The following is a 15,167-nucleotide window of genomic DNA, read 5'->3' as shown; positions in this document are numbered from 1 at the left end:
TTGACTCTTATACGTTATGCGCCCGTCCTAGTTTGTGGTGCCTGATGGGGTAGCCGCGCTCGCCTAAAAAGCTCCAGTGCTGGCGGGTGTGCGCAAGCACTGCGTCGGTTTGAATGACCACTTCGGCCATTCTGGCAAAGCGGCTAAAATACTCTGGCAATTGTGCGCATAAGCTAATCAGTACATCGTGATGATTACCGCACTCGCCGCTACAGTCAAGGGCGATGGGCTCGCCCGAGTCGGTAGCATCACTGTGGCGCCAGGGCAGATAACTTTCTGGCCGCTCGTCGGTTAGGTACTTAGCCACTGATGCCAGTTGCGTCGCATCATCGGTGGCGATCAAAACTTTGCGGCCATTGTTAATGGCTTTTTCGCACAAGCGGCTGGCAAAGGCCAGTCGCTTGTCGGGCTCATCGCTGCTGAGGATGTAAAAATCCACTTCGGTCATAGCAATTATTTACTGTCGAGTAAGTATTGCACCAGCAAAGGCACGGGGCGGCCGGTAGCACCTTTAGCACTGCCTGAATTCCAAGCCGTGCCGGCAATGTCCAGGTGTGCCCAGCGGAGCTCTTTGGTAAAGCGCGATAAAAAGCAAGCGGCGGTTATGCTGCCGGCTTCGCGACCGCCAATGTTGGCGATATCGGCAAAGTTGCTGTCGAGTTGTTTTTGGTATTCGTCCCACAGGGGCATTTGCCACGCGCGATCCCCGGCCTCGATGCCCGCCGCTAAAAGCTGCTCGGCAAATTGCTGGTCGTTACTGTATAAGCCGTGAGCGTGGCTGCCTAGGGCGATAACACAGGCGCCGGTAAGGGTGGCTATGTCCACTACGGTTTTGGGTTTAAAGCGCTTGGCGTAGGTTAGGGCGTCGCACAGTACCAGTCGGCCCTCGGCGTCAGTGTTGAGTACTTCAATGGTTTGGCCTGACATAGAGGTCACGATATCACCGGGTTTAGTGGCGCCGCCCGATGGCATGTTTTCGGCCGCGGCGACAATCGCCACCACGTTGATATTAGGCTGCAGGGCGATCAGAGTCTTCATTGTGCCAAACACGCTGGCTGCGCCGCACATGTCAAATTTCATTTCATCCATGCCGGCGCCTGGCTTAAGGCTTATGCCGCCAGTGTCAAAGGTGATGCCCTTGCCGACCAGTACGTTGGGCGCTTTTGATTTAGCCGCTCCGCGGTACTCCATCACAATGAGCTTAGCGGGCTCGTCACTGCCGGCTGAGACGGATAGCAGTGAACCCATGCCCTCGGCTTTCATTTGTTTTTCGGTTAACACGCTTACGTGCAGCTTGCTCTGGCCGCGAGCCAGAGCGCGGGCTTGATTGGCCAGGTAGGTTGGGGTGCAGATGTTGCCGGGTAGGTTGCCCAGTTCGCGGGCGTAGTTCATGCCATCGCCCAGTGCCTGGCCTTGTGCTAATGCCTTTTTAACACTGGCGGGGCTGCCATCGACATTAACCGTAATTTTATTGATGTTAATTTTGCTGGGCTTTTGGCTTTTGAGCTGGTCAAACTGCCAGAGATCGGTGGTTAAGGTTTGCGCGATTTTGCGCGCCAGCCAACTGGCGTTTTGGCCACCGACGGTGACGCCGGTTAAATCGATGCTGACGTTTTTATACGGGGCACCTTTTACCGCGCTTTGCAGTGCGCTAAGGGCTGCACTAATGGCGGCAGGTTCAACGTCGCTTTTGGCAGATTTTCCGAGTCCCAGCAACAGCAAGCGATCGGCACTTTGGCCAACATTGTGATGGAGCATTAGGCTGGTGCCGCGAGCTCCGGTGAATTTTTCACGAGTCAGTAATTTGCTCAGCTGACCTTTACCGGCCTGATCAATAAGCTGAGCGCTGGGTGTCAGGGTAGTGTCGGAAAATACCCCTACGACCAAAAGCGCGCTGCGGTGGCTGGTAGCGTCGAATGACTTAGCTTGAAACTGCATGTGTGACCCCTAGTTAATTTTGTGTTGCGAGCGGTTAAGCGGTAACCGTTATTCGGTTACACTCGCCCCGGCAATAACAGTTGCCGAGAAATCGGGCGACGGTGTCGCTGGAACGAACAGCGCTCCCGCACGGTCTATCGCTTGGCTTATCCAGACACCGAGACAAACGGCTTCGGTTGCGGGATAATGCCACCAATATTCGCCTAGTTTACGTCATCAGTGGGCGAGGGGCCAAAGTCTTTGGTTGTTACTGCTTATGGCGGTCGTTTTCGGTCGGGTAGGCCGCTCAATTGAGTAAGGATGGTTGTATTTTGATCGTATATCGCTATTTGTCGCGCGAGGTGCTGGTGACCATGCTCGCTGTCAGCACCACCTTGTTGCTGATCATTATGAGCGGCCGTTTTGTTAAATACCTAGCCGATGCTGCCTCGGGCAAAATTGCGGTCGATGTGCTGTTTACGATTATGGCCTACCGTCTGCCTGGTTTTTTGGAGTTGGTCGTTCCCCTTGGTTTTTTTATTGCCATTTTGCTCGCCTACGGCCGCCTTTATATGGATAGTGAAATGGTCGTGCTTAGCGCCTGCGGCATGAGCCAAAAACAGTTATTGTTTATTACGGCCATACCTGCGGTGGTAGTGGCCTTAATCGTTGGCGCCATGAGCTTGTGGGTCAGCCCTTGGGGCGCCGCTCAAACCGAAAAATTATTTGCCGAGCAGCGTTCACGCAGTGAATTTACTACCCTGCGGCCCGGTCACTTTCAGCCCTTCAACGGCGGCAAGGTGGTAACGTACGTTGAGTCTATCAGCGACAACCGCTCCCAGCTTAATCAGTTGTTTTTAACCCAAGTGGGTACCCCTACCGCAGTGGCTATAGCCGAGGTGGGTAAACAGCGCCACAATAGTGAGTACGATGAGCGCTACCTGGAGTTGCACAACGGCATTCGTTATCAGGGGCGTCCGGGTTCTGCCGACTATCAAATCACCGAGTTTGAGCAGCTGGCCCAGCATATTCCCGAACCAGACGTGTCGGCCGCATACAATTCCGAGGCGGACGCTCGATCGACCCGCGAATTGTTAAAAGACGGTAGCATCTCGGCCCGGGCGACCTTGCAGTGGCGTTTATCCATGCCGTTGTTAGTGCTGGTAGTGGCATTTATGTCGGTACCGCTCAGCCGCACCAATCCGCGCCAGGGGCGCTACCTAAAAATGCTGCCGGCTATATTGTTGTACCTTTTTTATCTGGCCGGGCTCAGTTCGGTACGCTCCGAGATGGAGGCGGGCAACTTCCCGATTATGCCCGGGTTGTGGGTGGTGCACGGCGTGTTTATTGTTATCGCGTGGTTGGTGTTTGTCGGGCCAACTAACGTTTTTACTCGCCGAGGGGGTAAACGTGCTAAAGCTTAATCGTTATGTGGCGCGTGCGGTGGTTGGTGCTGTGGCGATGGTCTTGCTGCTGGTGTTGGGCCTAGATTTTATCGGTAAGCTTATCGATCAGTTAGATAGCTTAAAAAAAGATTACACCTTTTTTGAGGCCTTGATTTATATCCTCTGGGGGTTGCCCCGCAGTGCTTATGAATATCTACCTTACGCTGTGTTGATCGGCTGTTTGATTGGCTTGGGTAGCCTGGCCGGCTCGAGCGAGCTGGTTGTGATGCGCGCCGCGGGAGTATCGGTAGGGCGTATTGTGTGGATGGTGCTGAAGCCGGTACTGCTGTTTATTTTTATGGGCATCGCCCTGGGCGAATATGTTATTCCGTACGCCGATCAAGTCGCCGAAAGTCGCCGTGCGATTGCGTTGGGGTACAGTGATGAAGGTCAAACCCGGCGGGGCGTTTGGCATCGCGAATCGGATGAGTTTATCCAGTTTAATGTCATTCAACCCGGTGGAAACCTGCGCGGTGTCAGCCGTTATCGCTTTGCCGGCGGTAAGCTTGAAGAGGCGAGTTTTACTCATCACGTCGAGTATTACGACGGTGTGTGGCATGAGGAAAACGTGTTGATTACCAATTTTACGGGTGATCAGTTAACCACCCAGCGTTTACCGACACGGGAGTGGCACACAGAACTTACGCCTGAGTTATTGGATATTGTCGCGGTGCCTCCCGAGGCGCAATCGATTGAGAGCTTGCATGAGTATGTGGGCTACCTAAAAGAGCAAAATCTGCAAAGCAGTGAATATAACTTAGCCTTTTGGCAAAAACTGTTACAGCCATTAGCGACCGCCAGCTTGGTGTTAATTGCCATCTCGTTTGTATTTGGCCCGCTGCGCGAAGTGACTATGGGGCAAAGAATTTTTACCGGCGTTGTGTTTGGTATTGGGTTTCGGTTGGTGCAAAGCTTACTGGGGCCATCCAGTATTGTGTTTGGTTTTCCGCCGTTGGTGGCGGTACTGGTACCGATTGGCTTGTGTTTGCTGTTCGGGGTGGTGCTGCTACGGCGCGCCGCGTAACCTTGACGGCGTATGTTTATGCGCAAGAGTAAGAGTGCCCCACCGGTTAAGTGGGGCGTTAAACGACTGGATTAGTGGCCCTTAGGCAGTTGCAATACGCGAGTGCCCGAGAGGCGATCGTGCAGAGTGAGGCGCTCGGGGTCGAGCCATAACCAAAAGTAGCCTAACCCTAAGCACGCCAGTGATAGGCCGCCCAAAAAACAGCGCAATAAGCATTGCCCAATGGTGGGCTTGTTGCCGCTGCTGTCGGTCAGTTTAAGGCGCCACGCTTTCATTCCCAGCGTCTGACCAAAGCGCTGCCAAAAGATGACGTAAAACCCCACCCAGATAATAACCCAGCCGATAAACCCAAAAATTCCCATCTGAGCTTTTTCGCCCGGGGCAATTGCCTCCCCCAGTACAAGAGTTTTAACAGCGAGTAGCGTTGCGCTATACGCGAGACTGATTGCCATAATTAATAAGCTGTCGTAAACCGCAGCGGCCAAACGTTTTACGACGCCCGCGCTCGCGGCCACAACGCGGGCTGATGAGGGTTGTTCTTTGGGTTTTTGTTGGGGCATCTAGGGCTCCGCCGATGTTGTTAATGTGTCGCTATTTAGCGTTTAGCTCACGCGCAAAGGTGGCGCCGAGAGGTGTTAGTTTAAAGTGGTGTCAGCACCGATAAAAAACTCAATCACATAGCTGCCCGGAGCATCGATCGGCACGCCAAAGCTAATGCGCCCATTGCCTGTTAGGGGTATTTCTTCACGGCGCAAGTAAAGCACGTTGGCCTGATCGTCGCCCTGCATATAAGTGCCGTTGGTGCTGTGATCTACCAGGACGTACTTACCGCGACGAAATAAAATACTGCCGTGCTCACGAGAAGCGCGTGTTGAATTGATCGCCCAGTTTACACGTGCGCGCTCGCGACCGAAGGATAAAGGCAGTTGATCGGGGGTAAAGCTGGCCTCGCGTTCCGGGCCGCGTAAACGTAAACGGTGGCGGTCCAGTTCGTTGTGCAACTCGCGAACATCCATGACGGCGGTGGCGCTGTGGGTGATTGTCGGCGTTTCCCAGTGCAGCCGGTATACGGTACAAATGTTTTGTGCGCCTTTTAATACAACGCGGTCAAACGCATCGCACTGGTTGGCCATAGGTTCGCTGAGTTGCGTCAAAACCGCGTGGGTCACCACAATCTGGCGCGCGCGGGCAATGTGTGAAACCTCCGCCGCTTCGTTGACCACATCGCCAAAGACATCGCCCTGAGGGTCGAGTAGCGTGGCACCGTAGGCGATGCCGATACGCAGCGCCTGTAAATCTAGATTGAGAGATTGGCGTTGTAACTCAAGTGCGGCTTGACAGGCATCGCTAGCGCTGGGGAAGCGCGCCATAACTTCGTCGCCGATATTTTTCACGACTACGCCGGCGTGGCGTTCGATAATACTGCGAATCACGCTCAGGGTCTCGTCGATAAGGCTTTTTGCCTGAGTATTACCTTGCTCTTTATAGAGCCGCGAGCTGCCGGATACGTCGGCAAACATCACGGCCTGTGTTTCGCGCTGGGCGGACATTGCGACACTCTCGGTTCGGAATTTGAGCGATTATAGCATCTCAAAGAGATTTGGGCGGCAAGCGCTTAAAACGACGCGATAGGTGCTTTGGCTGGGTTTGTGGCAATTAATATAGGCGATAGCTGCCGCGCACGATAACCTCGTGGGGCCGTTTTTCGGTATGAATAATACCCCGCGCGCGGGAGCGTTGATTGAAGCTAAAGCGCCGATGGTGGGTTATACGTGCTAAATAGCTGCTGGCCTGGACACACGCCGACCCCGTGGCCGCGTCCTCGGGTACACCGTACTGGGGGGCAAAGTAGCGCAAATGCCAATATCTGTGGGCTGGCGCCAGGGCAATGACAGAGCGCGCGCTATACAGCTTCAGCGCGCGCGCACGTAGCCGAAGCTGCGATAGTGCCTGGGGGTCGGGCAGTAGTAGCAAGGTGTAATCTTGCCTGCCGCCCATACGAACGGCGGTTGATACCGGGGTTTGGCAGAGGTGAGTCCAGCGTGCGGGGTCATCTTTCGCGCTAACGGGGCAGGGGCGGTCGCAATAATAGGCGCCTTTGTTGTCGACCCCAACGGTGACGGCGCCTGCCGCTGTGTGTAGGGTAAGGTTAAACGTGTTGTGAAATTCGTGTGTGTACAAATAGGCGGCAACCGCGATATTGCCCGAGCCGCAGCGCAGTACTGGGTGGCCACAATCAAAAAAGCGCGCGTGCCAACAATCGTTTTGTTGCCACAGTACCAAGGTGTTGGCGTGTGGCTTAAGAGCTTGTTGCCAAATCTGCGCCTCGATATTTTTGCCGGTGTCTAGCGTTGATGTGTCAAGCGCAACAATATGGTGACGATTACCCCGTGCGCCCGCACCACAAAAACTGTCAACGATCATCAATTTTTGTGGTTGCCGGTTTATATTGCAGCAGGCTAATGGCAAACAAATCGTCGGGTGCCATCCATAGGCGGCGAGTGTGCCAGTGAGCCTTGCGGGCAAGTGTGGCAAACTCTGAGGGATGGTATTTATAGGAGTTTTCGGTGTGAATGCTTTCGCCTTTTGCAAAGTAAAATTCGCGCGCGGCAATTTGCACCCGTTGCGCCCGTAAGCTGCGCAAGTGCATTTCGATTCGGCCGTGCTCTTTATTGTAAAACGCGTGGTGGCCAAAGTGCATTAAATCAAAGTCGCCATCTAGCTCGCGGTTAATGCGCGTCAATATGTTTTTGTTGAAATTTGCCGTTACTCCCCGAGGATCATTGTAGGCTTGATGCAAAATATGCTCTGGCTTTTTAGTGTCGACGCCAATCAGTAGGTAGGCGCCGCTGCCAAGGGTTTGCCCGGCATTATGTAAAAACTCTAACGCCTGTTGGCGGTGTAAGTTGCCGATGGTCGAGCCCGGAAAGAAGCCCATACGGGTCAAACCGGTTTGGCTTAGGGGCAGCGGCAGAGTGAAGTCTTGTGCAAGAGGGGTAACATCAAGCCCGCTATAGCGGCGGCGTAGCTCGGCACAAGAGTTAAGCAAATGCTCTTCGCTAATGTCGATGGCGGTGAGGTTTTTAACGGTGTCGATGTTGTTTAGTAGTGGTGTTATTTTGCGCAGTGAGCCCGCCCCGAACTCGACAATCGACAGCTCGTCGTTTTTTTCGGTGCGAAAAAAACGACTCAAGTCGGCGGCGACGGTAGGTAGAAGTTCCAGCTCGACATGATAAGGATAATATTCATCCAATGCGCAAATATCGTCAAACAATTGCGAGCCGCGTTCATCGTAAAAATATTTCGCCGCTAATTGTTTGGGGCGCAGGGCGAGGCCGCGTAAAACATCTTCACGAAAACTGTGGTCGTGTTTAGAGGTTGCCTGTTCGGTATCTTGCGTTGCGAGTGCGATGGTCATGTTTGAATCCTCATCCTGAGTGACATTACTGCGCGAGCCGCAGGCCACTAAACTGCCAGCGCTGGTGCGGGTAAAAAAAGTTGCGATAACTCGGGCGCATTTGCGCCTGCGCCGTGGCGCAGGAGCCGCCGCGCAAGACGTATTGGTTAACCATAAACTTGCCGTTGTATTCGCCCAGTGCGCCTTGCTCTGGGGTAAATCCGGGGTAGGGGCTGTAGCTGCTGGAAGTCCACTCCCAGACATCACCGTATACTTGTTTAAGCCCTTCGCCAGCTGCTGCCGGTTGTGGCTGCCAGCGGTCTGACTCGGCAAAGTTACCTTGCGCGGCGCTTTGGGTTGCCGCGATTTCCAGCTCAAACTCGCGCGGTAGGCGGTAACCCGCCCAGCGGGCAAAGGCGTCGGCCTCAAAGTAGCTGATATGGCATACCGGTGCGGCTAGGTTGATAGGCTGGTAGCCGTCGAGCTGACATTCAAACCACTCACCATTGACCTCTTGCCAGTACAGAGGGGCCTGCCATTGGTTTTTTTGCTTACAATCCCAGCCATCGGATAGCCACCATGCCGGGTCTTGGTAGCCACCAGCGGCCATAAAGGCTAGCCATTGGCCGTTGGTGACAGGGGCGTTGCTCAGTGAAAAGGCATTGCAAAACACTCGGTGGCGGGGGCGCTCGCAGTCGTAACTAAAGTCTGTAGGCTCAGCGCCAATCCAGTACAGCCCCTCGGTAAATGCACTAAATGCGACCTCCAAGGGAGCTGAATCAGTTGCTATTTGCGCGGCGCTTGTGGGCAAGCTGGCGCTGGCGTGACCAGAAGAAAATGCCGACGGGTTTTGCGCTAGAGCGTGTTTAATGTCGGTGAGGATAAGCTCTTGGTGCTGCATTTCGTGATGCAGCCCGGTGACGATAATATCGGCGACGGTTTTGCTCGGGGCCGTGTCTATCAGGGCTAACATGGCATCATCTATATGGCGGCGATAGGCGAAGACTTCATCCGCCGATGGACGCGATAGCAACCCTCGTGCAGGTCTCGGGTGTCGCTCACCGACGCTGTCGTAATAAGAGTTAAAAAGGTATTCGTAGTCCGCGTCAAAAACGCGGTAATGGGGCAGGTGGGGCTTTAGAGCAAACGTTTCAAAGAACCAACTGGTGTGTGCCAGATGCCATTTTGTGGGGCTGGCGTCCGGCATAGATTGCAGCATCATGTCTTCGGCGCTCAACCCTTTGGTGAGCGCTGTCGTGCGCTGCCGGACGCGGTCGTACCATTGCCGAAGCTCAACGTCAGAGGTTGCTATTGGTTCACTCAGCATAAAGGTCTCCCTGTGAATGAATCATCAGCATAGGGCAGGTTTGAGACGATTTAAAGAAAATGATGTGATGCAAGTAGTGATTTTGTTGCAAAGAGGTGTAAAGGCGGGGTTAGGGTTTTCGCTTAGCTCTGTAGCTGTAAAACAAACACCCATAAAAAAAGCGCAGTGTTAACTGCGCTTTTTAGCGTATCGATTGGTGGCGATCGATGCGTTTAACAAGATGGTACCAGAGGCCGGACTCGAACCGGCACGCTTTTAAGGGCGGGGGATTTTGAATCCCCTGTGTCTACCAATTTCACCACTCTGGCAAAGTGGGCGTGATTATAGCAGCGAGTTTGTTCTCGTCAACCACTGATGTTAAATATTTATTGCGGTGGCTCTTGGGGCGGCTGGCAACTTGTTGCATTTTGGGCTAACCTTGCCGGCCTTCAAAAATTCTGATTCTCCATGTTATGCAGCGCCAAGACTTTGATTACGTCTTACCCGACGAACTAATTGCCCGAACTCCTGCCGCCGAGCGTCGCGGTAGTCGGTTGTTGTGTTTGGACGGTCCCAGTGGTGCGCTGGAGCACCGCCAGTTTCCCGATTTGCTGGATAAGCTACAACCCGGCGACTTGATGGTGTTTAACAACACCCGGGTGATTCCCGCGCGGATGTTTGCGCAAAAGCCCACCGGGGGACAAGTGGAGATACTGGTTGAGCGCGTCTTGGATGAATACCATGTATTGGCCCACACCCGTGCCAGTAAATCGCCCAAGGCCGGCTCCGAACTGGTGTTAGATGATGGCACGCGTTTGCAGGTGACCGGCCGGCAAGAAGCGCTGTTTGAAATTACCTTTCCTGAACCGGTGTTGCAGGTGCTGGATAAGCACGGCCATATGCCGCTGCCGCCTTACATTGATCGTGAGGATAATGCGGTTGATCGCGAGCGCTACCAAACCGTTTATGGCGAGAAGCAAGGCGCCGTTGCCGCGCCCACCGCAGGGCTGCACTTTGATGACGCGCTTATGGCGCAGTTGCGCGAGCGCGGCGTTGAACTGGCGTTTGTGACGTTACACGTGGGGGCGGGTACTTTTCAGCCGGTGCGGGTTGATAATATCAGTGATCATCAAATGCACAGTGAGGTGATTGACGTCGACGAGTCTGTCTGTGCCGCGGTGCGCGCCGCCAAGGCGCGTGGCTCGCGTGTGATTGCGGTGGGCACCACCAGCGTACGCAGCCTAGAAAGCGCCGCGCAAAATGCCCCGGCGGGAGAGTTGATTGCGCCGATGCAGGGCGATACCGATATTTTTATTTACCCCGGTTGCTCCTTTAAAGTTATTGATGCCTTAGTGACGAATTTTCATTTGCCGGAGTCGACCCTGTTAATGTTAGTGTCGGCTTTTGCCGGTTACCAGCATACCATGGCGGCGTATGGTGCGGCTGTTGCCGAGCGCTACCGCTTTTTTAGCTACGGTGACGCTATGTTTATTACCCAAAACCCTCGCGCCGGTGATGATATTCCCGGCGTCACTGATTAAAGCCCGAGCGTCTTATGTCCAGCGATACCCCGACTCCTGCTACCTCTGCCAGTGTTAGCAATCGCGAGTGTTTTATGAATTTTGCGCTGAAATCTCAGTCCGGTCACGCCCGTCGCGGCGAGCTGAGCTTTCCCCGCGGTAAGGTGCAAACCCCGGCTTTTATGCCGGTGGGAACTTACGGTACGGTAAAAGGTATGGCGCCGCGGGAAATTAACGAGATCGGAGCCGAGATCATTCTGGGTAACACCTTTCATTTGATGTTGCGACCGGGCACCGAGGTGGTTAAGGCCCACGGTGATTTGCACGATTTTATGCGCTGGGATGGGCCAATCTTGACCGACTCCGGTGGCTTTCAGGTCTTTAGCCTCGGAAAGTTGCGTAAAATTACGGAAGAGGGCGTGTCGTTTCGCTCGCCCATCGATGGCAGTAAGGTCTTTATGGACCCGGAAATCTCCATGCAGGTGCAACGTGATTTAGGCTCTGATGTGGTGATGATTTTTGACGAGTGCACGCCCTATCCGGCGACACCCGCCGAGGCACGCAGCTCCATGGAGCTGTCCTTGCGCTGGGCCGCGCGCTCTAAAACGGCCCACGGCGATAACCCCTCGGCCTTGTTTGGCATTGTACAGGGGGGAATGTACGAGGACTTGCGTCGTGAGTCGATGGCGGGGCTGGAGTCGATAGGCTTTGACGGTTATGCCATTGGTGGTTTGTCGGTCGGCGAACCCAAAGAGGACATGCTGCGGGTTTTAGAAACGTTAGCCCCGGTGATGCCGCAAGATAAACCGCGCTACCTTATGGGAGTTGGCAAGCCTGCCGATATCGTCGAGGGCGTGCGCCGCGGTATTGATATGTTCGATTGCGTTATGCCCACCCGCAATGCGCGCAATGGTCACTTGTTTGTCGATGAGGGCGTGATAAAAATCCGCAATGCCCGCCATCGTCACGATACCTCACCGCTGGATGCGCGTTGCGATTGTTATACCTGCCAAAATTTTAGCCGCAGTTATTTACATCATCTGGATAAGTGCAATGAGATCCTCGGCGCCCAGCTCAATACGATCCATAACCTGCGTTACTACCAAAATGTCATGAGTCGGATGCGTCAAGCGCTGGATGATGATGCCCTAGACGCGTTTTTAGCTGATTTTTACGGTCGCCAAGGCCTAGAGGTGCCGCCAGCGCCCTAAGGGTGGGCGGCGCGCATTGTTGTTGCTCGCAGTTTCGGTATAATCCGCCCCCATATTAGCCTTTTGCCGCCTTATTAAGGTGTGGACACTTGAGTTGTCCGGAATCGGTCCCATATAGGCACGGGACATAAATGTATAACACGCCTGATGCCCGCCTTAGGGGCGAATCAGCGCCCTGTTTCGGATGATCGTATGTTAAACCGCTACCCCCTTTGGAAGTATCTGCTGATTCTCGCCGTGGCAATTTTAGGTTTTATCTACGCCGCGCCGAACCTCTACCCCCCCGACGACGCGGTGCAAATATCCGGCTCATCCAGTGGTATGACGGTCGATGGCGAAGTGTTGAGCAAAATCGAAAGTGCGCTGGATAACGCCGGCATCAGCTACTTTGCCGCCGAGCAAGATGGGGCGTCAGCGCAGTTACGCTTTAATGACGGTGAGGCGCAATTGCAAGGCAAGCGCGTTATTGCCGATGCGCTGGGTAACGATTATGTGGTCGCTCTTAATCAGGCGCCAACCACTCCTGACTGGCTGGTTGCTATGGGCGGTGCGCCCATGAAGTTGGGTCTGGATTTGCGCGGTGGGGTGCATTTTTTGCTTGAGGTCGATTCTGACTCGGCCATCAGCAAGCGGCAAGAAACCAGCGCCGATGAAATGAAAGACAAACTGCGCGATGCGCGGATTCGCTATAACTCGGTCGAGGTAGAAAACACCGTGATTGTGGCCGAGTTTCGCGAGACTGAGCTGCGCGATGCCGCCATTAGCGAGCTGCGCAGCGATTACCCGCAAATGCTGTTTAATACCGATTTACCCGGCGACGATGACGAGTTGGTGTTTCACGCTGAGTTAAGTGAAGCGGCGGTGCGCGAGATCGAGCAGTACGCGCTAAACCAAAACTTAACCACACTGCGTAAGCGGGTTAACGAGCTGGGCGTATCCGAGCCAATTGTCCAAAGTCAGGGGCGCAATCGTATTATTGTGCAGCTGCCCGGCGTGCAGGATACCGCAGAGGCCAAACGGGTGATCGGTAAAACCGCCAACCTAGAGTTTCGCTTAGAGGCGGCACCCGATGCCTTGGTGGCGGCTAAGGAGCAATTTGATTATCAAGGGTATCCCGCGTGGCTTGAGCGCAAAGTGATTCTGACCGGCGATCATGTTGCCAACGCCAGCACCACGCTTGACCCCGAAACCAATACGCCGCAGGTAAATATTACCCTCGACAGTCTGGGCGGCACCAAGATGAACCACGCCACTCGCTCTAACATTGGGCGCCGTATGGCGGTGTTGTTTATCGAATACAAAACCCGCATGAACACCGAAACCAGCGCCGAGGGCGAGCCGGTTGAAGTGCCGGAGCAATACACTGAAAGTAAAGTCATTAGTCTTGCGACCATTCAAAGTGCGCTGGGTGTGCAGTTTCGTATTACCGGCCTAAACGCTCCGGGTGAGGCTTCTGAGCTTGCCTTGATGTTGCGCTCGGGTGCGCTCGCGGCGCCCATGTACTTTGTTGAAGAACGCACCATTGGGCCGTCACTCGGGGCCGAAAACATTCAGTTAGGCGTGCAGTCCGTGCAGTGGGGTATGGCGCTGGTGCTGTTGTTTATGATCGTTTATTACCGTTTGTTTGGTGTTTTTGCCAATATCGCGCTCGGGGTTAACGTCCTGGTTTTGGTTGCGGTAATGTCGATTTTAGGTGCAACCCTAACGCTTCCGGGTATTGCCGGTATCGTGCTGACAGTGGGTATGGCGGTGGACGCCAATGTGTTGATTTTTGCCCGAATACGAGAGGAGCTAAAAGCGGGGGCGAGCCCCCATACGGCGATTTCGGCGGGCTACGATCGCGCCTTTACCACTATTTTGGATGCCAACCTGACGACCTTAATCGTGGCCGTTATCCTTTACGCTATCGGCTCTGGTCCGGTTAAAGGGTTTGCGGTGACTCTGTCGATTGGTATTTTAACGTCCATGTTTACGGCCATCATGGGTACACGCGCGCTGGTCAATTTGGTTTATGGCCGTCGTAAAAATCTCAAGAAGCTTTGGATCTAATGGTGCCAATGATGTCTAGCAAACAAGCAGATAACAAAATATTTAATTTTATGGGCGCCCGGATTCCGGCCACTGCGTTGTCGGTGATCCTGCTGGTGGTGTCGATCGGTGCCTTGGCTGTGAACGGCTTGAAGTTTGGCTTGGATTTTACCGGTGGCGCGCAGGTCGAGGTGAGTTTCTCGCAGCCGGCCGACATCCCCGAAATTCGCACCATTTTAAACGACGAAGGCCTGGTTAACCCGGTGGCGGTTCTGTTTGGCTCTGACACCGAGGTGCTGATTCGCACGCAAGGTGCTATGTCGGATGGTGGCGAAAAAGCGCTGGAGCGTCGGTTGCAGCAGGTGGCACCCGAAGCCTCTTTAACGTCGGTCGCCCGCGCTCCTCGCGACCGAGGTAACTACTCACAATCGTTGACCTTTAGCGGTGCCAGCCAAAGTGATATCGACGAGACGATATTACCGTCTAAGTATTTTGGCTCTATCGAGGTTAGCGCCGCTGGTAGCGATGTGGTTGCCTTGATCGAGAACTCCCTTGATACCGCTTACACCGGCGAGCTACTGGATGTATTATCCGCCAAAACCGGCAGTGAGGTTGAGCTGCGCCGCAGTGAGTATGTCGGCCCGCAAATTGGCGCCGAGCTGCGCGATGAGGGCGGCCTGGGGATGTTGGTGGCGCTGGCTGTGGTTATGCTGTATGTGGCCGCGCGGTTCCAGTTTAAGTTCTCGGTGGGTGCTGTGCTGGCTTTGGTGCACGATGTGATTATCGTGTTGGGCTTCTTTGCGCTGTTTCAGGTGGATTTCGATCTGACGGTGCTGGCGGCGGTGTTGGCGGTGATCGGTTACTCCCTTAACGACACCATCGTGGTGTTCGACCGGATACGGGAAAACTTTCGCCGCATGCGTAAAGGCTCATCTGCCGATGTGATCAATGCATCTTTAACGCAAACACTAGAGCGTACCTTTATTACCTCGTTAACCACATTGCTGGTATTGGTGATGTTGTTTATTTTTGGTGGTGAATTGATTAGCGGCTTTGCGCTGGCGCTGATTGTCGGTGTGGTCGTGGGTACCTACTCGTCGATTTACGTGTCATGTAACACCCTGATGTGGATGCATATTGTTAAAGAAGATTTAATGCCGCCGGAAAAAGAAGGTTCTGAAATAGACGAAATGCCTTAAGTTGTTACAATAAGTTCGTTAATAAAAGCTCGCCGGATTCCGGCGGGCTTTTTTTTCGCCATAAAAGCGGGGTATGCTACTGCTTCGTTCGGTACCCCAACGTATCTCCATATGAGAGCG

The 15,167-nt window shown here is 54.0% G+C and carries 13 protein-coding genes and 1 tRNA gene; 6 read left to right on the top strand and 8 right to left on the bottom strand.

All coding sequences use genetic code 11. The features are described 5' to 3' along the window. Nucleotides 1–7: 7 nt before the first annotated feature. Both AACY82_RS03775 and AACY82_RS03770 read right to left on the bottom strand, forming a co-directional pair. On the bottom strand, nucleotides 8–448 hold the full coding sequence (locus AACY82_RS03775) for a DNA polymerase III subunit chi (RefSeq protein WP_339615426.1): 441 nt from the start codon (nucleotides 446–448) through the stop codon (nucleotides 8–10). A 5-nt stretch (nucleotides 449–453) separates the two neighbouring features. Beyond that, nucleotides 454–1,938: a leucyl aminopeptidase gene (locus AACY82_RS03770; protein WP_339615425.1), complete on the bottom strand. Its 1,485-nt coding sequence runs from the start codon at nucleotides 1,936–1,938 to the stop codon at nucleotides 454–456. A gap of 311 nt (nucleotides 1,939–2,249) precedes the next feature. Between AACY82_RS03770 and lptF the strand changes: the two genes are divergently transcribed. Then, nucleotides 2,250–3,341 carry an LPS export ABC transporter permease LptF gene (gene lptF / locus AACY82_RS03765; RefSeq protein ID WP_339615424.1) on the top strand — a complete coding sequence of 364 codons (1,092 nt, stop codon included), beginning with the start codon at nucleotides 2,250–2,252 and terminating at the stop codon, nucleotides 3,339–3,341. Next, nucleotides 3,328–4,386 carry an LPS export ABC transporter permease LptG gene (gene lptG / locus AACY82_RS03760; RefSeq protein WP_339615423.1) on the top strand — a complete coding sequence of 353 codons (1,059 nt, stop codon included), beginning with the start codon at nucleotides 3,328–3,330 and terminating at the stop codon, nucleotides 4,384–4,386. Before lptF ends, lptG begins: the two co-directional genes overlap by 14 nt. Nucleotides 4,387–4,457: 71 nt before the next feature. Here the strand turns inward: lptG and AACY82_RS03755 are convergent, their stop codons facing one another. The 6 genes from AACY82_RS03755 to AACY82_RS03730 form a co-directional block, all read right to left on the bottom strand. Further along, on the bottom strand, nucleotides 4,458–4,946 hold the full coding sequence (locus AACY82_RS03755; RefSeq protein ID WP_339615422.1) for an RDD family protein: 489 nt from the start codon (nucleotides 4,944–4,946) through the stop codon (nucleotides 4,458–4,460). 75 nt (nucleotides 4,947–5,021) lie between these two features. Further along, the gene (locus AACY82_RS03750) at nucleotides 5,022–5,936 is read right to left on the bottom strand and encodes an adenylate/guanylate cyclase domain-containing protein (RefSeq protein ID WP_339615421.1); all 915 of its coding nucleotides are present in this window, start codon (nucleotides 5,934–5,936) and stop codon (nucleotides 5,022–5,024) included. A gap of 106 nt (nucleotides 5,937–6,042) precedes the next feature. Continuing rightward, the gene (locus tag AACY82_RS03745; RefSeq protein ID WP_339615420.1) at nucleotides 6,043–6,810 is read right to left on the bottom strand and encodes a PhzF family phenazine biosynthesis protein; all 768 of its coding nucleotides are present in this window, start codon (nucleotides 6,808–6,810) and stop codon (nucleotides 6,043–6,045) included. Next, nucleotides 6,800–7,804 carry an L-histidine N(alpha)-methyltransferase gene (gene egtD / locus AACY82_RS03740; RefSeq protein WP_339615419.1) on the bottom strand — a complete coding sequence of 335 codons (1,005 nt, stop codon included), beginning with the start codon at nucleotides 7,802–7,804 and terminating at the stop codon, nucleotides 6,800–6,802. The genes AACY82_RS03745 and egtD overlap by 11 nt, the downstream gene beginning before the upstream one ends. A gap of 25 nt (nucleotides 7,805–7,829) precedes the next feature. Then, a complete protein-coding gene (gene egtB / locus AACY82_RS03735; protein ID WP_339615418.1) occupies nucleotides 7,830–9,110 on the bottom strand; it encodes an ergothioneine biosynthesis protein EgtB in 1,281 nt (426 codons plus the stop codon). Between the two features lie 221 nt (nucleotides 9,111–9,331). Further along, nucleotides 9,332–9,418: transfer RNA gene (locus AACY82_RS03730), tRNA-Leu, on the bottom strand. A 144-nt stretch (nucleotides 9,419–9,562) separates the two neighbouring features. Here AACY82_RS03730 and queA point away from each other — a divergent pair. The 4 genes from queA to secF all read left to right on the top strand — a co-directional run bounded on the left by queA (nucleotide 9,563) and on the right by secF (nucleotide 15,047). After that, on the top strand, nucleotides 9,563–10,630 hold the full coding sequence (gene queA, locus AACY82_RS03725) for a tRNA preQ1(34) S-adenosylmethionine ribosyltransferase-isomerase QueA (protein WP_339615417.1): 1,068 nt from the start codon (nucleotides 9,563–9,565) through the stop codon (nucleotides 10,628–10,630). Between the two features lie 74 nt (nucleotides 10,631–10,704). Then, nucleotides 10,705–11,820 carry a tRNA guanosine(34) transglycosylase Tgt gene (gene tgt / locus AACY82_RS03720; protein WP_339615597.1) on the top strand — a complete coding sequence of 372 codons (1,116 nt, stop codon included), beginning with the start codon at nucleotides 10,705–10,707 and terminating at the stop codon, nucleotides 11,818–11,820. 192 nt (nucleotides 11,821–12,012) lie between these two features. Next, nucleotides 12,013–13,869, top strand: coding sequence for a protein translocase subunit SecD (gene secD / locus AACY82_RS03715; RefSeq protein ID WP_339615416.1), 1,857 nt, complete (start codon nucleotides 12,013–12,015; stop codon nucleotides 13,867–13,869). Nucleotides 13,870–13,880: 11 nt separating this feature from the next. Then, nucleotides 13,881–15,047, top strand: a complete 1,167-nt coding sequence (secF, locus tag AACY82_RS03710) for a protein translocase subunit SecF (RefSeq protein WP_339615415.1) — start codon at nucleotides 13,881–13,883, stop codon at nucleotides 15,045–15,047. The last annotated feature ends 120 nt before the right edge of the window (nucleotides 15,048–15,167 follow it).

The organism is uncultured Gilvimarinus sp. (assembly GCF_963972205.1).
Taxonomy (GTDB): Bacteria; Pseudomonadota; Gammaproteobacteria; order Pseudomonadales; family Cellvibrionaceae; genus Gilvimarinus; species Gilvimarinus japonicus.
The sequence above is the reverse complement of the archived record's forward strand: the minus strand, read 5'-3'. Positions and strand labels throughout refer to the sequence as shown.

Bases quoted from the DNA above. Each gene is read 5' to 3' on its own strand.
- AACY82_RS03775 (WP_339615426.1), bottom strand. From the start codon at position 448: ATGACCGAAGTGGATTTTTACATCCTCAGCAGCGATGAGCCCGACAAG.
- AACY82_RS03770 (WP_339615425.1), bottom strand. From the start codon at position 1,938: ATGCAGTTTCAAGCTAAGTCATTCGACGCTACCAGCCACCGCAGCGCG.
- AACY82_RS03755 (WP_339615422.1), bottom strand. From the start codon at position 4,946: ATGCCCCAACAAAAACCCAAAGAACAACCCTCATCAGCCCGCGTTGTG.
- AACY82_RS03750 (WP_339615421.1), bottom strand. From the start codon at position 5,936: ATGTCCGCCCAGCGCGAAACACAGGCCGTGATGTTTGCCGACGTATCC.
- AACY82_RS03745 (WP_339615420.1), bottom strand. From the start codon at position 6,810: ATGATCGTTGACAGTTTTTGTGGTGCGGGCGCACGGGGTAATCGTCAC.
- egtD (WP_339615419.1), bottom strand. From the start codon at position 7,804: ATGACCATCGCACTCGCAACGCAAGATACCGAACAGGCAACCTCTAAA.
- egtB (WP_339615418.1), bottom strand. From the start codon at position 9,110: ATGCTGAGTGAACCAATAGCAACCTCTGACGTTGAGCTTCGGCAATGG.
- queA (WP_339615417.1), top strand. From the start codon at position 9,563: ATGCAGCGCCAAGACTTTGATTACGTCTTACCCGACGAACTAATTGCC.
- tgt (WP_339615597.1), top strand. From the start codon at position 10,705: ATGAATTTTGCGCTGAAATCTCAGTCCGGTCACGCCCGTCGCGGCGAG.
- secD (WP_339615416.1), top strand. From the start codon at position 12,013: ATGTTAAACCGCTACCCCCTTTGGAAGTATCTGCTGATTCTCGCCGTG.
- secF (WP_339615415.1), top strand. From the start codon at position 13,881: ATGTCTAGCAAACAAGCAGATAACAAAATATTTAATTTTATGGGCGCC.